Annotated in this window: 16 protein-coding genes and 1 pseudogene; 8 read left to right on the top strand and 9 right to left on the bottom strand. The window is 71.4% G+C overall.

Annotated features, from left to right (window positions below):
* Positions 1-67: 67 nt before the first annotated feature.
* From ACLF6P_RS03835 to ACLF6P_RS03815, 5 genes are all read right to left on the bottom strand, one after another.
* Positions 68-691, bottom strand: coding sequence for a Maf family protein (locus tag ACLF6P_RS03835; protein WP_415948069.1), 624 nt, complete (start codon positions 689-691; stop codon positions 68-70).
* Between the two features lie 53 nt (positions 692-744).
* Positions 745-2214, bottom strand: coding sequence for a peptidoglycan D,D-transpeptidase FtsI family protein (locus tag ACLF6P_RS03830; RefSeq protein ID WP_415948068.1), 1470 nt, complete (start codon positions 2212-2214; stop codon positions 745-747).
* Between the two features lie 166 nt (positions 2215-2380).
* Entirely contained in the window at positions 2381-2509 is a 129-nt protein-coding gene (mmpB, locus tag ACLF6P_RS03825) for a morphogenic membrane protein MmpB (protein WP_415948067.1), read from the bottom strand.
* A 102-nt stretch (positions 2510-2611) separates the two neighbouring features.
* Entirely contained in the window at positions 2612-2821 is a 210-nt protein-coding gene (locus tag ACLF6P_RS03820) for an acyl-CoA carboxylase epsilon subunit (protein WP_415948151.1), read from the bottom strand.
* 73 nt (positions 2822-2894) lie between these two features.
* On the bottom strand, positions 2895-4499 hold the full coding sequence (locus tag ACLF6P_RS03815; RefSeq protein WP_415948065.1) for an acyl-CoA carboxylase subunit beta: 1605 nt from the start codon (positions 4497-4499) through the stop codon (positions 2895-2897).
* A 147-nt stretch (positions 4500-4646) separates the two neighbouring features.
* On the opposite strand from ACLF6P_RS03815, the gene ACLF6P_RS03810 reads away from it, so the two are divergent.
* The 3 genes from ACLF6P_RS03810 to ACLF6P_RS03800 all read left to right on the top strand — a co-directional run bounded on the left by ACLF6P_RS03810 (position 4647) and on the right by ACLF6P_RS03800 (position 8227).
* Positions 4647-5504: a biotin--[acetyl-CoA-carboxylase] ligase gene (locus ACLF6P_RS03810; protein ID WP_415948064.1), complete on the top strand. Its 858-nt coding sequence runs from the start codon at positions 4647-4649 to the stop codon at positions 5502-5504.
* Positions 5505-5782: 278 nt separating this feature from the next.
* Positions 5783-6994 (top strand): adenylate/guanylate cyclase domain-containing protein, encoded by a 1212-nt coding sequence (locus tag ACLF6P_RS03805; RefSeq protein ID WP_415948062.1) that lies wholly within the window; start codon positions 5783-5785, stop codon positions 6992-6994.
* A gap of 75 nt (positions 6995-7069) precedes the next feature.
* Positions 7070-8227 carry a GGDEF domain-containing protein gene (locus ACLF6P_RS03800; protein ID WP_415948061.1) on the top strand — a complete coding sequence of 386 codons (1158 nt, stop codon included), beginning with the start codon at positions 7070-7072 and terminating at the stop codon, positions 8225-8227.
* A gap of 246 nt (positions 8228-8473) precedes the next feature.
* Here the strand turns inward: ACLF6P_RS03800 and hutH are convergent, their stop codons facing one another.
* The gene (gene hutH, locus ACLF6P_RS03795) at positions 8474-10012 is read right to left on the bottom strand and encodes a histidine ammonia-lyase (RefSeq protein WP_415948150.1); all 1539 of its coding nucleotides are present in this window, start codon (positions 10010-10012) and stop codon (positions 8474-8476) included.
* Positions 10013-10164: 152 nt separating this feature from the next.
* On the opposite strand from hutH, the gene ACLF6P_RS03790 reads away from it, so the two are divergent.
* Positions 10165-10977 (top strand): enoyl-CoA hydratase/isomerase family protein, encoded by an 813-nt coding sequence (locus ACLF6P_RS03790; protein ID WP_415948148.1) that lies wholly within the window; start codon positions 10165-10167, stop codon positions 10975-10977.
* A gap of 52 nt (positions 10978-11029) precedes the next feature.
* Here ACLF6P_RS03790 and ACLF6P_RS03785 read toward each other — a convergent pair whose 3' ends face one another.
* Positions 11030-11350: an LAETG motif-containing sortase-dependent surface protein gene (locus ACLF6P_RS03785; protein ID WP_415948060.1), complete on the bottom strand. Its 321-nt coding sequence runs from the start codon at positions 11348-11350 to the stop codon at positions 11030-11032.
* 123 nt (positions 11351-11473) lie between these two features.
* On the opposite strand from ACLF6P_RS03785, the gene ACLF6P_RS03780 reads away from it, so the two are divergent.
* The 3 genes from ACLF6P_RS03780 to ACLF6P_RS03770 all read left to right on the top strand — a co-directional run bounded on the left by ACLF6P_RS03780 (position 11474) and on the right by ACLF6P_RS03770 (position 14686).
* Positions 11474-11923: a hypothetical protein gene (locus tag ACLF6P_RS03780; protein ID WP_415948059.1), complete on the top strand. Its 450-nt coding sequence runs from the start codon at positions 11474-11476 to the stop codon at positions 11921-11923.
* A 258-nt stretch (positions 11924-12181) separates the two neighbouring features.
* Positions 12182-13489 carry a L,D-transpeptidase gene (locus ACLF6P_RS03775; RefSeq protein ID WP_415948058.1) on the top strand — a complete coding sequence of 436 codons (1308 nt, stop codon included), beginning with the start codon at positions 12182-12184 and terminating at the stop codon, positions 13487-13489.
* A 228-nt stretch (positions 13490-13717) separates the two neighbouring features.
* On the top strand, positions 13718-14686 hold the full coding sequence (locus ACLF6P_RS03770; protein ID WP_415948056.1) for a ketopantoate reductase family protein: 969 nt from the start codon (positions 13718-13720) through the stop codon (positions 14684-14686).
* A gap of 96 nt (positions 14687-14782) precedes the next feature.
* Here the strand turns inward: ACLF6P_RS03770 and ACLF6P_RS03765 are convergent, their stop codons facing one another.
* Together ACLF6P_RS03765 and ACLF6P_RS03760 are read right to left on the bottom strand one after the other, a co-directional pair.
* Entirely contained in the window at positions 14783-15166 is a 384-nt protein-coding gene (locus ACLF6P_RS03765) for a hypothetical protein (protein WP_415948055.1), read from the bottom strand.
* Between the two features lie 54 nt (positions 15167-15220).
* Positions 15221-16600, bottom strand: a complete 1380-nt coding sequence (locus ACLF6P_RS03760; RefSeq protein ID WP_415948053.1) for an FAD-dependent monooxygenase — start codon at positions 16598-16600, stop codon at positions 15221-15223.
* 271 nt (positions 16601-16871) lie between these two features.
* Between ACLF6P_RS03760 and ACLF6P_RS03755 the strand changes: the two are divergent.
* Positions 16872-17222, top strand: a pseudogene (locus ACLF6P_RS03755) (hypothetical protein); the annotation flags it as partial.

Genomic DNA, 17222 nt, shown 5'->3' with positions numbered 1-17222 from the left:
GGCCCACCCGGCCGCCTCCAGTCCCCTGAGCGGCCCCACCGGCCGTCTCAGGCCCCTGAGTACCCTCCTACGCCTCCGATGACGGCGCCCAGAGGTCGACGATCGACGTGCCCAGCTCGGCGAGCAGACGGCGCAGCAGCGGCAGGGAGATCCCGATGACGTTGCCGTGGTCGCCGTCGATCCCGTCGAGGAACGGCGCCGAGCGGCCGTCCAGGGTGAACGCGCCCGCCACGTGGAGGGGTTCGCCGCTCGCGACGTACGCGGCGATCTCGGCGTCCGTCGGCTCGCCGAAGCGGACCGTGGTGGAGCAGGTGGCCGACGTCTGCCGTCCCGTCGCCGTGTCGATCACACAGTGACCGGTCTGCAGCACCCCGGAGCGCCCGCGCATCGCCTTCCAGCGCGCGGTGGCCTCCTCGGCGTCGGCGGGCTTGCCCAGCGCCTCGCCGTCGAGCTCCAGCACCGAGTCACAACCGACGACCAGCGCGTTTGCCGCCTCCGGCCGGGCGGCGACCACCCGCGCCTTCGCCTCGGCGAGGACACGGGCCAGCTCGCCGGGAGTGGGCGCGCTGATCGCGTCCTCATCGACCCCACTGACGATCACCTCGGGCACAAGCCCCGCGTCACGGAGCTGGCCCAGGCGGGCTGGGGACTGCGAGGCGAGGATCAGACGGCGGGAGGGCTGAGAAGTCATACGGGCCAGGGTATCGGGGGGCGGGTGGGCACCCCCGATGCCGTGGGCTCCGGCTACTTCTTGAGGACCGCCGCCATCACGTCCTTCGCAATCGGCCCGCCGAGGCGCCCGCCCGCGATGTCCGAGCGGGGGATGTCCTGGCCCGGGTCGACGAAGACCGCGACCGCGACCTGCTTGCCGTCGCTGTTCTCGCCGTAGGCGATGAACCAGGCGTACGGCGGGAGCTTGTTGTCGACACCGTGCTGGGCCGTGCCCGTCTTGGCGCCGACGGTGATGCCGTCGATGAGGGCGGGGCGGCCCGAGCCGTTCGTGGCCGTGGACTCCATGGCCTCGCGGACCTTGGCGGCGGTCTCGGCGGAGATCGGCTCGCCGTACACGGACGGCTCGGTCTTCGCGATGACGTCGGTGTCGGGGCCGCGCAGTTCGTCGACCATGTACGGCTTCATCACCTTGCCGTCGTTGGCGATACCGGCGGCGAGCATGGCGATCTGCAGCGGGCTCGCGGCCACCGAGCCCTGGCCGATGCCGCTCAGGCCGGTCTGCGGGACGTCGATCTCGGAGGGGTAGACGGACGTGGCGGCGCGGACCGGGGTGTCGACCTCGGGGTCGTTGAAGCCGAAGCCCTCGGCGACCTCACGCATCTTGTCCTTGCCGACCTCGATGGCCAGCTTCGCGAAGACCGTGTTGCAGGAGACCTCCATGGCGTACTTCACCGTGGCGTCCCCGCACTGCAGGTTCGGGGAGTGGTTGTCCAGCGGCCTGCTGGTCTGCGGCATCGTGTACGGATCGGGCGTGTCCGTCGGATCGTTGACGTCCTTGACGATGCCGGCCTCGATGGCGGCCGCGGTGGTGAGCACCTTGAACGTCGAACCCGGCGGGTAGACCTCCTTGAGCGCCCGGTTGCTGAGCGGCTTGGACTTGTCCTTGTTCAGCTTGTTCCAGGCCTCCCCGTCCTTGTTGCTCATCCCGGCGAAGGCGGAGGGGTCGTACGAGGGGGTCGAGGCCATGGCGAGGATCTTGCCGGTCGAGGGCTCGATCGCCGCGACGCCGCCCTTCAGGTCGAGGTCGAGGAGACCTTGGTAGGCGGCCTTCTGGGCATCGGGGTCGATGGTCGTGTACACATCGCCGGCGCGCCGGTCATTGCCCGTCAGCATGTTGACGGTGTTCTGGATGAACAGCCGGTCGTCGGTGCCGGAGAGCAGTTCGTCGTTCAGGTTCTCCAGGGCGCTGGAGCCGAAGACCTGCGAGGAGTAGCCGGTGATCGGCGCGTACATCGGACCGTTCTTGAACGTCCGCTTGTACTTGAAGTCCGTGCCGTCCACGGCCTTCGAGCCCGTGATCGGTTTGCCTGCGACGATGATGTTGCCGCGCGGCTTCGAGTACCGCTCGATCGAGACCCTGCGGTTCTCGTCGTGCTTGCTCAGCTCTTCGCTCTGAGCGTACTGGAGCCAGTTCGCGCGGATCAGCAGTGCGAGCACGAGCAGCCCACAGAAGATGGCTATGTGCCGCAGTGGCTTGTTCACGTGGTGCGCCTCCCCGGCCCCGAAAAGAATGCGGTCTTCCGCAGTAGGGACGATAGGACGCGGCGGCCGGTTGCCGCAGCCCGGGTCCCTGGTGTACGGCCGGGAGCGCGGCCGCCCTCCCCTGGGCGCCGCCCGGTCTCGGCGTATCCCGAGGAAGGGCCCGGTCTCAGCGCATCCCGAGGACGAACATCGCGAGCACCATCATCAGGGCGAGCACGAAGCCCGCGCGCCGCAGCATCGCCTGCGTCTCGCGCAGTTCCTTCGGCGGCTTGTTCTCGGGGTCGGACCAGAGCATGCCCCCGATGGTGCCGCCGTGAACGACGGTGCGCCTGAGTACGGGTACTCAGCCGCACCGCGGGGTTCACCGGCGGGCCGGTGCGTACGGGCCTATCCGGGCCTATCCGGGCCAGTACGTACGCGCCCAGGACGTCGGCCCCGGGGCCGGCAGCCGGTGCCGGGCGACGCGCGCCGGATCGGACCAGGTGTCGGCCGGTGCGGGCGCGCCGGATCCCATCGCGCTCAGGGACGCGGCGCGCGCCTGGACCACCGCCAGGGCGGCGGCGAGCTCCTCCGGGGTCGGATTGCCCCGGACCACCTTGATCATCATCGCGGTCTCCTGCCGCTCGTACGAGGTCACTGGCGTCGCCTGCGAGGGGATGCCACCTGCAAGGGGATGCCGCCTACAGCGGGATGTTGCCGTGCTTCTTCGGCGGCAGCGACTCCCGCTTCGTGCGCAGCCCGCGCAGCCCGCGCACGATGTGCCGGCGCGTCTCCGAGGGCATCACCACGGCGTCGATGTAGCCGCGCTCGGCCGCCGTGTACGGGTTGAGCAGGGTGTCCTCGTACTCCTGGATGAGCCGCTCGCGAGTCGCCTCTGCGTTTCCGGCGGCATCCGCGGCCGCGAGGGTCTTGCGGTGCAGGATGTTGACGGCGCCCTGCGCGCCCATGACGGCGATCTGCGAGGTCGGCCAGGCGAGGTTGAGGTCGGCGCCCAGGTGCTTGGAGCCCATCACGTCGTACGCGCCGCCGAAGGCCTTGCGGGTGATGATCGTGATCAGCGGGACGGTGGCCTCGGCGTAGGCGTAGATCAGCTTGGCGCCGCGGCGGATGATGCCGCCGTACTCCTGGTCGACGCCCGGCAGGAAGCCGGGGACGTCCACGAAGGTGAGCACCGGCACGTTGAAGCTGTCGCAGGTGCGCACGAAGCGCGCGGCCTTCTCGGAGGCGTCGATGTCCAGGCAGCCCGCGAACTGCATCGGCTGGTTGGCGACGATGCCGACCGGGCGGCCCTCCACGCGGCCGAAGCCGGTGACGATGTTCGGCGCGAACATCGACTGGGTCTCGAAGAACTCGCCGTCGTCCAGGACGTGCTCGATGACGGTGTGCATGTCGTACGGCTGGTTCGCGCTGTCCGGGATCAGTGTGTCGAGCTCGCGGTCCTCGTCGGAGAGCTCCAGGTCGGCCTCCTCGGGGAAGGCCGGCGGCTCCGAGAGGTTGTTCGAAGGGAGGTACGAGAGCAGCGACTTGACGTACTCGATCGCGTCCTTCTCGTCGCCCGCCATGTGATGGGCCACGCCCGAGGTGGCGTTGTGGGTGCGCGCACCGCCCAGCTCCTCGAAGCCCACGTCCTCGCCGGTGACCGTCTTGATGACGTCCGGGCCGGTGATGAACATGTGCGAGGTCTGGTCGACCATCACCGTGAAGTCGGTGATCGCGGGCGAGTACACCGCGCCGCCCGCGCAGGGGCCGACGACCAGGGAGATCTGCGGGATGACGCCGGAGGCGTGGGTGTTGCGGCGGAAGATCTCGCCGTACATCCCGAGCGCCATCACGCCCTCCTGGATGCGCGCGCCGCCCGAGTCGTTGATGCCGACGACCGGGCAGCCCGTCTTGAGGGCGTAGTCCATCACCTTCATGATCTTCTGTCCGAAGACCTCGCCGAGCGCACCGCCGAAGACCGTGAAGTCCTGCGAGAACACGGCGACCGGACGGCCGTCGACCGTGCCGTAGCCGGTGACCACACCGTCGCCGTACGGGCGGGTCTGCTCCAGGCCGAAGTCGGTGGAGCGGTGCCGGGCGAATTCGTCGAGCTCGATGAACGAGCCCTCGTCCATGAGCAGTTCGATCCGCTCACGGGCCGTCAGCTTGCCCTTGGCGTGCTGCTTCTCCACCGCTCGCGCGGAACCGGCATGGGTGGCTTCTTCGATGCGCCGCTGCAGATCGGCGATCTTGCCTGCCGTGGTGTGGATGTCGATCTCGGGCGCCTGCTGCTGCGGCTCGGACATCGGGATGCTGCTCCCTGCCTGCTCGGATGCTGCTCGTATGAGAACGCTGTGGCTTGCTCGTATGAGAACACTGGGCTACTGATGCGTAGCGTAACGGCGCGGGCCGCTACCGGCAGTGCGGTGTTCCCCACACCTACTCTGTCTTGCATGACGAGCGAAAACCCTCCCAGCAACCCCTGGTCCGACCTGGAGCGGCCGCCGCTGAACGCCTCGGCGCTGCGGCAGGCGCTGGTCCGTGAGGGCGGTCTGTACCGCGAGATCGGACTGGTTGCCTCCACCGGGTCCACCAACTCCGATCTCGCCGCGCGCGCGGGCCAGGGCGACGCGGCGGAGGGCACGGTCCTCGTCGCCGAGGAGCAGACCTCGGGCCGCGGCCGCCTCGACCGCAGCTGGACCGCACCGGCGCGCTCGGGTCTGTTCTTCTCCGTGGTCCTGGAGCCCACCGGCGTCCCCGTGGAGCGGCTCGGCTGGCTGCCGCTGCTCGCCGGGGTCGCCGCCGCCAGCGCCATCTCCCGGACGGCGGGCATCGACACCGCCCTGAAATGGCCCAACGACCTGCTGGTCACGGTCGACGGCGAGGAACGCAAGACCGGCGGCATCCTCGCCGAACGCGCCGGGGAGCGCTTCGTCGTCCTCGGCATCGGCATCAACGTCACCCTCGGTGCAGAGGAGCTGCCCGTACCGGGCGCGGGCTCGCTCGCCCTCGCCGGCGCGCGGGTGCACGACCGCGACCCGCTCCTTCGGGCCGTCCTGCGCGGGATCGAGGAGTGGTACGTGCGGTGGCGCGAGGCCGCCGGGGACCCGGCCGCCTCCGGGGTCCAGGAGGCCTACGCGGCCGGGTGCGCCACCCTCGGGCGGCGGGTGCGCGCGGAGCTGCCCGGCGAGCGCACCCTCGTCGGCGAGGCGGTCGCCCTTGACGGCGACGGCCGGCTCGTCGTCGCCACGGAAGGCGGCGGGCGCGAGGCGGTCGGGGCGGGGGACGTGGTGCACCTGAGGGCGGAGTGAGCCACCGGCGAGGACGGAGAGCGGCGCCGGTGCGGGCGACGGCGGGGGCGGTGCGGGTGACGGCGGTGGCGGTGCATGGCCCGTGCGGGGTCGCGGTCCGTGGTGCGTGCGGGGTCGCGGTCCGTGGTGCGTGCGGGGGAGGACTTCCGTACGTACGTGAGCCAGCCCACAGCTGCCGTATCGTTGAGGCGTTCGTCAGTCGTTATGGGGCTGTGACAGATCATGTGGCGCAGTTTGTGCAGCAGCGGCAGCGAGTGCGAAGGGCAGGGCATTAGGCAGTGACCGTCGATGACACGGACACCGGCGCCGGCTCCACCGCCGCGCCCGCCGAAGGCGGCGATCCGCCTCCCGGCGCCCGGGGCACCGCCCCTGCCGAGCAGGGCGAGGAGCCCGGCCCCCGGCCCGTCGACCACGCCGCGCAGACGGCGGCCGACCCCGAGGCCGAGACCGATCCGCTGGCGCTGCGCCTCGAAGGCCTGATCCTGGGCGCCGAGCGCCGCTACACTCCGTTCCAGGCGGCCCGTACCGCGGGCGTCTCCATGGAGCTCGCCTCCCGTTTCTGGCGCGCGATGGGCTTCGCGGACATCGGCCAGGCGAAGGCCCTCACCGAGGCCGACGTCCTGGCGCTGCGCCGCCTCGCCGGTCTCGTCGAGGCCGGGCTGCTCAGCGAGGCCATGGCGGTGCAGGTGGCGCGCTCCACCGGGCAGACCACGGCGCGGCTCGCCGAATGGCAGATCGACTCCTTCCTCGCGGGCCTCACCGAGCCGCCCGAGCCGGGCATGACCCGCACCGAGGTCACGTATCCGCTGATGGAGCTGCTCCTGCCCGAGCTCGAGGAGTTCCTCGTCTACGTATGGCGGCGCCAGCTCGCCGCCGCGACCGGCCGGGTCGTACAGGCAGCCGACGACGAGGAGATGGTGGACCGTCGGCTCGCCGTCGGCTTCGCGGACCTCGTCGGCTTCACCCGGCTGACCCGCCGGATGGAGGAGGAGGAACTCGGCGAGCTCGTCGAGGCCTTCGAGACCACCTCGGCGGATCTGGTCGCCGCGAACGGCGGGCGGCTCATCAAGACCCTCGGCGACGAGGTCCTCTTCGCGGCCGACGACGCGGGCACCGCCGGCGAGATCGCGCTCCGGCTCATCGAGACGATGGCGGGCGACGAGACGATGCCCGAGCTGCGCGTGGGCATCGCCTTCGGCACGGTGACGACCCGGATGGGCGATGTCTTCGGCACGACCGTCAACCTCGCCTCCCGGCTCACGTCGATAGCGCCGAAGGACGCCGTCCTCGTGGACGGGGATTTCGCCCAGGACCTGCAGCGCGGCGGCGACGCGCCGGTCTCCGAGGCGGAGGCCGCCGCGGAGGCGGAGAAGGCCGCCGCGGCGGGCGAGGAACCGCCTCAGTACCGCTTCGCGCTGCAGCCGATGTGGCAGCGGTCGGTGCGAGGGCTCGGACTCGTGGAGCCCTGGCTGCTCAGCCGGCGTGGCTGAGACGCGGGCGCACCTGCGGATCGGATACGAGGAGCAAAACTAACCAATCCAGTCATATCTCCATACGCTTAGGGGATGGCAGAGGAAGATCGGCTGGCCGGAGTCGTACGGGTCGCGCAGGCCATGGCCGCCGCGCGCAGCCCGCGCGAGTCCTGGCTCGCCGCCGCACACGGCGCCCGGCGCGCCCTCGGCGGCAGCTTCGCGGCGCTCTCCGTCTGGGAGCGCGAGCGCGGGCGGCTCAAGGTCCTGGTCAACGCCGGAGAACGGGCACCCGGGGAGGAGGAGTTCCCCGACAGCGAGACCTACCCCGTGCACCAGTTCCCGGAGATCACCGAATTCCTGCACGAACGCTGGGCGGGCGGCGGCGAACCCAATGCCTGGGTGGAGACCGCCGAAGGGCCCGTCGGGCGCGACGCCCCCGGCACCCCCTTCGGGCAGTGGGAGCGGGTGGCCGCGCTGCGCCGCCGCGGCCGGGGCTGCTGCGTGGTCGCCCCGATCGTGCTGCACGGGCGGGCCTGGGGGGAGCTGTACGTGGCCCGGCCCGGGGAGGCGCCGGTCTTCGACCGCGGGGACGCCGACTTCGCGACGGTCCTCGCGGCGGTGATCGCGGCCGGGCTCGCCCAGACCGAACGCCTGGAGGAGGCCCGGCGGCTCGCCTTCACGGACGCGCTCACCGGGCTCGCCAACCGGCGGGCGGTGGACGCGCGGCTCGACGAGGCGGTGGAGTCGTACCGCCGTGACGGCACGGTGGTCTCGCTGGTCGTCTGCGATCTGAACGGCCTCAAACGCGTCAACGACACCCTCGGTCACGCCACCGGCGACCGGCTCCTCGAACGCTTCGGCTCGGTCCTCTCGCTCTGCGGCGCGATGCTGCCGGGTGCGCTGGCGGCGCGGCTCGGCGGGGACGAGTTCTGCCTGGTGACGGTGGGGCCGTCCGCCGACGAGGTGGTCCGGGTCGCGGACGAACTGTGCGTACGGGCCCAGGACCTGGACCTCGGTGAGGGCGTGGCCTGCGGGGTCGCCTCGACGGGCGACCCCATCGGGCCCGTCCGCTCCGCGCGCCGCCTTTTCCGTCTCGCGGACGCGGCGCAGTACCGGGCCAAGGCGGCCCACACGACCAAGCCGATCGTGGCGGGCCGCGAGGGCCCCGACGACCCGGTCATCCGGTTGGCGGACGCGCCGGGGTCGCCGGGGGAGGTGCGGCGCGGGGAGCGGCGGCGGTTCCGGCGCTGAGTTCCCCGCCCCGCCCTTTCGCCTGGGCTTGAGCCCGGGGGGGGAACTGCCAGCCCGTCCGGCGTCTGAGGACGAGCGCGTTCAGCGCGACAGGGGGCAAGGGGCGAAGCCCCCGCGACCCACCCACCCGTGGGTACTCCGCGCAACCCGGCCCGCCCGCCCTGGGCCCACCCACCCCGTGGGTGCCCAAGGGGTCCGGGGGCGTGAGCCCCCGGTTTCGGGAAGGGGCGGGTAGGGGAAAAGGCCTCAGGCCAGCGGGCCCGTCACCTTCTCCACGGCCTCAAGGAGGCCCCCGTCCCGTACGAACGACTCCGCCGCCGCCAGGTCGGGCGACAGGTACCGGTCCGGTCCGGGACCCTCCACACCCGCCGCGCGCGTCGCCGCGATCGCGGCGGCCGAGGCGGGCGCGGGCGTCAGCCCGTCCCGGAGCTCGATCGCCCGCGTGGACGCGTAGAGCTCCACGGCGAGCACCCGCCCGAGGTTCCCCACCGCAGTCCGCAGCTTGCGCGCCGCCGACCACCCCATGGAGACGTGGTCCTCCTGCATCGCGGAGGAGGGGATCGAGTCCGCCGAGGCAGGAACCGCCAGCCGCTTCATCTCGCTGACCAGCGCCGCCTGCGTGTACTGCGCGATCATCAGACCGGAGTCCACCCCGGCGTCGTCCGCGAGGAACGGCGGCAGCCCGTGCGAGCGGTTCTTGTCGAGGAGCCGGTCCGTGCGCCGCTCGGCGATCGACGCGAGGTCGGCCGCCGCGATGGCGAGGAAGTCGAGTACGTACGCGACCGGCGCACCGTGGAAGTTGCCGTTGGACTCGACCCGCCCGTCGGGCAGCACGACGGGGTTGTCGACGGCGGAGGCGAGCTCCCGCGAGGCGACGAGCGCGGCATGCGCGATCGTGTCCCGCCCGGCCCCGGTGACCTGCGGCGCACACCGCACCGAGTACGCGTCCTGGACGCGCGGGGCGTCGTCCTGGTGGTGCCCGGTGAGCCCCGAGCCGTCGAGCACCGCCGCCATGTTCGCGGCCGAGGCGCCCTGCCCGGGGTGCGGCCGGATGGCGTGCAGCTCGGGCGCGAGGACCTTGTCCGTGCCGAGCAGGGCTTCCAGGGAGAGCGCGGCCGTGATGTCGGCGCTCTTGTAGAGCCGCTCCAGGTCGTCGATGGCCATGAGCAGCATGCCGAGCATGCCGTCGGTGCCGTTCAGGAGGGCGAGCCCCTCCTTCTCGCGCAGCTCGACCGGCTCGATCCCGTGCTCGGCGAGCAGCTCGCCGGCGGGCCGGACCGCACCGTCCGGGCCTTCCGCGTCACCCTCGCCCATGAGCGCGAGCGCGCAGTGCGAGAGCGGCGCGAGGTCGCCGGAACAGCCGAGGGAGCCGTATTCGTGCACGACCGGGGTGATCCCCGCGTTCAGCAGGTCGGCCATGGTCTGCGCGACCTCGGGCCGTACGCCGGTGCGGCCGGAGCAGACGGTCTTCAGGCGCAGGAACATCAGCGCGCGCACCACCTCGCGCTCGACGCGCGGACCCATCCCGGCCGCGTGCGAGCGCACGATGTTGCGCTGCAGCTGTGCGCGCAGCTCGGTGCTGATGTGGCGCGTGGCGAGCGCGCCGAATCCGGTGGAGACGCCGTAGACCGGTTCGGGCTTGGCGGCCAGCGCGTCGACGATCTCGCGGGCCTTCGCGAGGGCGGTGACGGCTTCGGCGGAAAGCTCGACTCGGGCATTGCCGCGTGCCACGGCGATGACGTCGGCGGGGGTCGTGCCGGTGGTCCCGAGCACCACGGTGTGCATAGTCATATTCAGCAGACTACGGACTGAATCGCCTTCTGTCACGGGTGGGTTCCGGTGGCACCCATTACCTGCCATGATGCCGGTGTCAGTGAACGTGCGTTAACCCTTGAGGCGGAGGTTCAACCATGGCATCCACGGAGCCCACGGAGCCCATGGCGCAGTCAGCGGCGCAGGACGAGCAGCGGTACGGCGAGTTCGTCGCCGTACGCCGGCACGGACACGTGGCCGAGTTCGTACTCGACCGCCCGAAGGCCATGAACGCCGTGTCCAGCGCCATGGCCACCGCGATCGGCGAGGCCTGCGCCGCGCTCGCCGCCGACCGCGAGGCCCGCGTCGTCGTCCTCACGTCCTCGCACGAACGCGCCTTCTGCGTCGGCGCGGACCTCAAGGAGCGCAACTCCTTCACCGACGCCGAGCTCCTTCGCCAGCGCCCGGTCGCCCGCGCCGCCTACACCGGCGTCCTGGAGCTGCCGATGCCGACGATCGCCGCCGTGCACGGCTTCGCCCTCGGCGGCGGCTTCGAGCTCGCCCTGTCCTGCGACCTGATCGTCGCCGACACCACCGCCGTGGTCGGCCTGCCCGAGGTCTCCGTCGGCGTGATCCCCGGCGGTGGCGGTACGCAGCTGCTGCCGCGCCGCGTGGGCGCCGCCCGCGCCGCCGAGCTGATCTTCTCGGCGCGGCGGCTCGAAGGGCCCGAGGCGCGCGAGCTCGGCCTGGTGGACCAGCTCGTCGAGGCAGGTCAGGACCGTACCCAGGCGCTGGCGCTCGCCACCCGGATCGCCGCGAACTCGCCGGTGGGCCTGCGCGCCGCCAAGCGCGCGCTGCGGCTCGGGCACGGGCTCGATCTGCGGGCCGGCCTGGAGGTCGAGGACGCGGCCTGGCGCTCGGTCGCCTTCTCCGGCGACCGTGCGGAGGGCGTCGCGGCCTTCAACGAGAAGCGCGCACCGCGGTGGCCGGGGGAGTAGCGGCCACGGCCGAGGGAGACCCGTACGTCCGGAGCGGCGTGAGCCGGTGCGGTCAGCCGCCGACGATCCGGTGCCGGCTCAGCGCGTAGATCCCCACTCCGGAGATCAGGAAGGTGAGGCCGCCGGCGATGTACGGCGTCGTGTCCGTGGACCCGGTCTCGGCGAGCCGGGTCCCCGCGGACGCGGCGGACGCGTCCGCCCGGGACAGCGCCGAGGCCTCCGCGGCCTGCGCGCTCTGCGTCAGGACGGCGGCGTCGACGGCCGCCCGCCCTTGCTGCTCTCCGGTGGCCCCCGCCGAGGGGACGAACCACAGGGCGCCGAGCAGGGACCCTGCGGCTGTGGCGGTGAGCAGTGAACGGCGTGCGGATGACACGGAGTCGATCCCCTTTGTGGTGCCGGTGGTTGGACCGTGTCCCGCGATGGTAGTGAACCCAGCGGGTCGCGCGAAAGTGGAGGACGGCTTTCGATTTACTCTCCGTGCATGGAAACCCCCGGCATGACCAGCCCTGATACCTCCCGCTTCGTACGCCTCCGGGTGGACCTCGTGCTCGAGGTCACCGACGAGGGCGCCCTCACCGGCGCGGCCCTCGACCGCATCGGCGAGGACGATTACATGCCGGACGAGGAGCGTGCGCACGCGCGGTCCGCCGTACGCGAGGAGGCGGCCGAGGCGCTGGCGTATCTCGTCGACCCCTTCGATCTGGTCGCCGAGGTCCCGGGCGTCGAACTGCACCAGGCCTCCTGGAGCAGCGAGGCGGTCGAGCACGACCCCGACGAGCCCGGCAGCCTCGTATGGGACGAGGACGACCTGGACGACGACGAGGGTGATGACGAGGCCGAGGGCGACGAGGGTGGAGACGAAGGGGATGAAGGGGGCGAAGGGGGCGGCGGTGAGGGCGAGGAGAATCACACGCGGCCCCACGGAACGGCCCCGATCGGCGCGTAGCCTCAAAGGAGCACTCCGGAACCCCGGCCCTCGGCTCCCCCTCGGGGAGGGTGAACCGGGGTTCTGTCGTTTGCGTCTTTACTGTCGGGGCAGCTAGGGAGTGTCCTCCGGGTGCCCCTGGGTACGTGTCCTTGACCACAATCGGCCTCAGCCATGGAACCCGCCGAACCTGTCAGCGTGTTTTAAGGGTGTGTGCGCGGTGTCTCCGCGCACGGGGACAAACGGGGACTTTCGAGTATTTCCGGGGATTCGGCAACGATGGAGAAGCGTGTGATGACGGACGGCAATGGGGTCTCCCCTGCTCGTACGAGGTCGAGAGCTTGGGGGAGGCGCAGGGGCCTGGCGGCCGTGTCCGCGATGCTCGGTGGTGTCCTGGTGCTCTCGGCCTGCAGCAGCGGCGGCGGGGACGACGAGAGCCCGAAGAGCAAGGAGTCGAAGGCGCAGGAGCAGGCCGACAAGGCCGCCGCGCAGGACACCTCGGCCGCCCGAATATCCGTCACGCCGAAGAACGGCGAGAAGAACGCCTCGATCAACAACGCGGGCCAGGTCAGCGTCGAGGACGGCACGCTCACCAGCGTCCAGATGACGACCGCCGAGGGCGAGGAGGTCGCCGGCGCGATCTCCGCGGACAAGAAGTCCTGGAAGCCGGAGGGCAAGCTGAAGCGCGCCACGACCTACAAGGTCGCGGTCGTCGCCGAGGACGCCAAGGGCCTGGAGGCGCACGAGAACATCACCTTCACCACCGTCGCCGCGGCGAACAGCTTCATCGGCTACTTCACCCCCGAGGACGGTTCGACCGTCGGTGTGGGCATGCCGGTCTCGATCAACTTCGACAAGGCGATCGAGAACAAGGCGGCGGTGCAGCAGGGCATCACCGTCACCTCCAGCAGCGGCCAGGAGGTCGTCGGTCACTGGTTCAACTCGAAGCGGATCGACTTCCGCCCCGAGAAGTACTGGCAGGCGGGTTCCACCGTCACCCTCGACCTGAAGCTCGACGGCGTCGAGGGCGCGGACGGCGTCCTCGGTGTCCAGCAGAAGTCCATCAGCTTCAAGATCGGCCGCTCGCAGGTCTCCACGGTCGACGCGAAGACCAAGCAGATGACCGTCATGCGCGACGGCAAGGTCATCAAGACCATCCCGATCTCCGCCGGTTCGCCCGAGAACAAGACCTACGAAGGTCAGATGGTGATCTCGGAGAAGTTCAAGGAGACCCGGATGAACGGCGCGACGGTCGGCTTCACCGACGATGACGGCAAGGGCGAGTACGACATCAAGGACGTGCCGCACGCGATGCGCCTGTCGACCTCCGGCACCTTCATCCACGGCAACTACTGGGGCGCCAAGTCCGTCTTCGGCAGCGCCAACACCAGCCACGGCTGCGTGGGTCTGTCCGACACCAAGGGCGCCGACGACAAGGGCACCGCGGGCTACTGGTTCTACAACAACTCGATGATCGGCGACGTGGTGATCGTCAAGAACACCGGCGACAAGACCATCGCCCCGGACAACGGCCTCAACGGCTGGAACATGAGCTGGTCCGAGTGGACGGCGGGCTCCCAGGCCTGACCGCCGCCTCCCCCCCCCCCCACACACACAGACACGCATTCCCCAGGGTCCCCAACCACCCTGACGCAGGACCGAATCGACCGCGGCCCGCCGGAACCTCCCGGCGGGCCGCGGTCGTTCCCGTACGGCCTGGATCCGGGGGTCCGGTGACGGGCTCCGGGGCCGGGTGATTCACTCATGGGCGGAACGCGATCCCTGGTACGGGACGTGGAACTCAGGAGGAGACCCATGAGGATTCTGGTGGTCGGAGCCGGTGCCACCGGCGGATATTTCGGCGCGCTGCTCGCGCACGCGGGGCGCGATGTGAGCTTCCTGGTGCGGCCCGCGCGCGCCGCGAGCCTGCGCTCGCGCGGATTGCGGATCACGGGCAGGGGCACGGAGGACTGGGCCCGCCTCGAGCCCCGGCTGGTCCTCGCGGAGGAGCTCGCCGCCGGCTCCCCCGCTCCGTACGATCTGATCCTGCTCGCAGTGAAGGCGACCACGCTCGACGAGAGCATCGAGGCGATCCGGCCCGCGGTCGGACCCTCGACCGTGATCCTGCCGTTCCTCAACGGGCTCTCCCATCTCGGGCGGCTCGGCGCGGAGTTCGGTTCGGACGCGGTGCTCGGCGGGACGGTGAAGGTCGTCACCAAGCTCACGCCCGAGGGCGACATCATGAGGACCGCACCCGTCTCCGAGCTGACCTTCGGAGAGCAGGCCGGTGGCCCTTCGGAGCGGGTCACCGCACTACGGGAGGTCCTCGACGCACCCGGGATCGACGCCGTCGCCTCAACCGACGTACTCGGCGCGATGTGGTCGAAGTGGGCGTTCATCACCACCATCGGCGCACTCACCTGCCTGGGCCGCGGCACCGTCGGTGACGTATGCGCCGTGCCCGGTGGGGCGGAGCTCGGGCCCGCGCTGCTCGCCGAGGCGGCGGCGGTGGCCGAGGCGGCCGGGCACCCGGTCCCGGAGGCCGATCTGGCCATGACGAAGACCATGGTCACGGCGGAGGGCTCGCCGCTCGTGCCCTCCCTGTACCGCGATGTGGTCGAGGGCCGGGCCACGGAGGCCGAGCATCTCTTCGGCGAACTGACCGACCGCGCACGTGCGTCGGGGATCGCCACGCCGCTCCTCGACCTGGCGCTGCTTCAGCTGCGGGTGCACGAGGGCCGGTTGGCCGCGGCGTCGGCTGCCGGTGGTGGCTCGGGAGCCTGATCCGTCCGTACGCCCGGGGCGCTCGCCGGGCTCCCGACCTCCCGACCTCCCGGGCTCCCGGGCTCCCGGGCTCCCGACCGGACGACCGCCGGGGTGTCAGCCGGGCAGCACCTGGGTGAGGCCGCCTGCCAGTGGGACCTCCTCCAGCGAGGCCCCACGTGACAGGTCGCCGGTCAGCAGTTCGGTCGACAGCGGCTTGAAGTCCGCGACCTGCGTACCGACGGCGTTGTTCAGCGGGTCGACGCTGGTGTTGGCGAAGGGGTTGAGCTGCAGGTCCTTGACCGGGGCAAGACCGAAGCGGGTCGCCGAGTCGAGGGCGGGCGCGAGCTCCGGTGCGGCCACGGAGGGGCCGCCCTGGGCCGGTCCTTCGGCCGCCTGGGCGGAGCCGGCGAAGCCGATCGCGGCGGAGCCCGCGGCGAGCATCACCCCCAGACCGAGCCGGGCGCGGGCGGGAGCGGAGGGAGCGCGGTGCTTGGCCATGGAAACCACCGTGGGGTGAGGGGCGGAAGGGGGGCGGAGGGGAGGTCGGGGAGGCTACTGCGGCTGGTGCGGCGGCCCGTCGAAGTGGCTGCCCGCCGCACCGGCCGGTGCGGCGTCCGGGCGGGTCGGCCCGGCACCCTCGCGAGCCGGCTCGGCGCCCGCACCGGGCGTCCGGGCGTCCGGGCGTCCGACCGGCCGGGCGGCCGTGTCCTGTTGTGGCAGCCGCGCAGCCGGTGCCAGGTGCCGCCGTTGCAGTACGCGGCTGAGCCCGTGGCCGAGCCGGCGTTTGACCGGGCGCAGCCAACGAGTCTGCGTGACCAGCTGGTCGAGGGCGTAGTACAGGCGCGGCGGCACATGCGGCAGTACGGGGGAGTGGCGCTGCCCGAGCAGCGCGAACATCTGCTCCGGTGGGAGCGCCGCATAGCGCGGCAGGTTCTCGTACCACTGCGCGCTGAGCCGGGCCGCGCTCTGCACGGGCAGCAGGGCGCGCATCCGCTCCCGTTCGTACGCGCCGAGCGCCTCGCCGAGGCTCTGCCCGGCGGGCACCGTCCGCAGCTGCCGGGCCAGGGCGATGGCGTCCTGGAAGGCGAGGGCGGTGCCCGCGCCGATCGAGAAGTGCGTGGTGTGCGCGGCGTCCCCGATCAGGACCACGTTGCCGTGCGCCCACGACGCGTTGACGACCGTACGGAAGGACTGCCAGCGCGGCTCCCCGCGGCTGGTCAGGCTGTGCCCTTCGAGGAACTGGGAGAAGTGTCCCTCGAGGAGCCGCAGACATTCATCGCGGCCGAGCCCTTCGAAGCCGAGGCCGCGCCAGGTCGCCTCGGAGCATTCGACGACACACGTGGACTGACTCGGCGTGTATCCGTAGGCGTAACACCAGATCCAGCCGTGCGGTGTTTCGACGAAGGAGAAACCGAAGGTGGTGAAGACCTTCGTGGTGCCGAGCCACAGAAAGCGGTTCGCCCCGTGCGTGACACGGGTCCCGAATTCCCGGGCGTGGCGGGAACGCACCTGGCTGTGCATCCCGTCGGCGGCCACGACGAGGTCCGCATCGGGGAGCGGGGCTGCGGCGTCGAGTTCCCTTTCGTACTCGATCCGCACGCCGAGTTCGCGTGCGCGGTCGGAGAGGATCTCAAGCAGTCTGTGCCGTCCGACGGCATAGCCGGAGTCCCCCGCGTGCCGCACGATCCGCCCTCGGACATGGGCTTCGCCATCGCCCCAGATCAGGGAGGAGTCGCGGATCCGCGCGGCCGAGACGGGATCGTGCCGTTCGAGCGCGGCGAGCGTGTCGGGCCAGTACGTGACGCCCCATCCGTAGGTGGCGCCGCGCGGATCGCGTTCCACGAGGGTGATCTCGTGGTCGCTCCGGTCGAGCCGCGCCAGGATGGACAGGTAGAGGGCCGCGGGGCCCGCGCCCACACACGTGATCTTCAACGTGGCCGTCCGTCCTCGATGGGGTGCGCAAAAGCGGGTCGATTACCGGGGATTGCCCGGCGAACGGGGTCCGCCGGATCCGCTTGGCCCAACGAGAGAGCCCGTGTTCGGAAACGGCTCTTTCATCCGGTCGCTCGTTCTTCGTATGAAAGTGTGAGCTGTTCAGGTCGTCTTACCGGAAAGCCGCGAGGACTCGCCGCGCGCCCACACAACAAAGCCGTTCCGACGTCGTATGCATTCCGTACACCGCATCCGGTCGAGGAAGGCGTTCATGATCAGGATCTCCAGCCGCGCCTCTCAGGCAGCGCTGCTCGCCGTCACCCTGTCCGCTCTCGGATCCTCGGCGCTCGCCCTGCAGGCGGGCGCCACCGAACGAACCACCACGGGCGGCGGATCCACGCCCTGCGTCAAGGAACACGAGGGGTGGGCCGCCAAGTACATCGCGCTCGCATACGGCGGTGAGAGACACGGCAGTGGCAACGGATCGGGCGCCGACGGGTACGGCGACGACCACGGGCCCGGCTACGGCGACAACAAGCCGCCGTGCGAGGAGACGCCTCCGCACACGACGCCTCCGCACACGACGCCTCCGCACACGACGCCTCCGCACACGACGCCTCCG

Origin of the sequence: Streptomyces lothianensis, assembly GCF_047779955.1 — a bacterium.
GTDB lineage: Bacteria > Actinomycetota > Actinomycetes > Streptomycetales > Streptomycetaceae > Streptomyces.
Note: the sequence above shows the minus strand (reverse complement) of the source record. Positions and strands in the feature narration are given on the sequence as shown.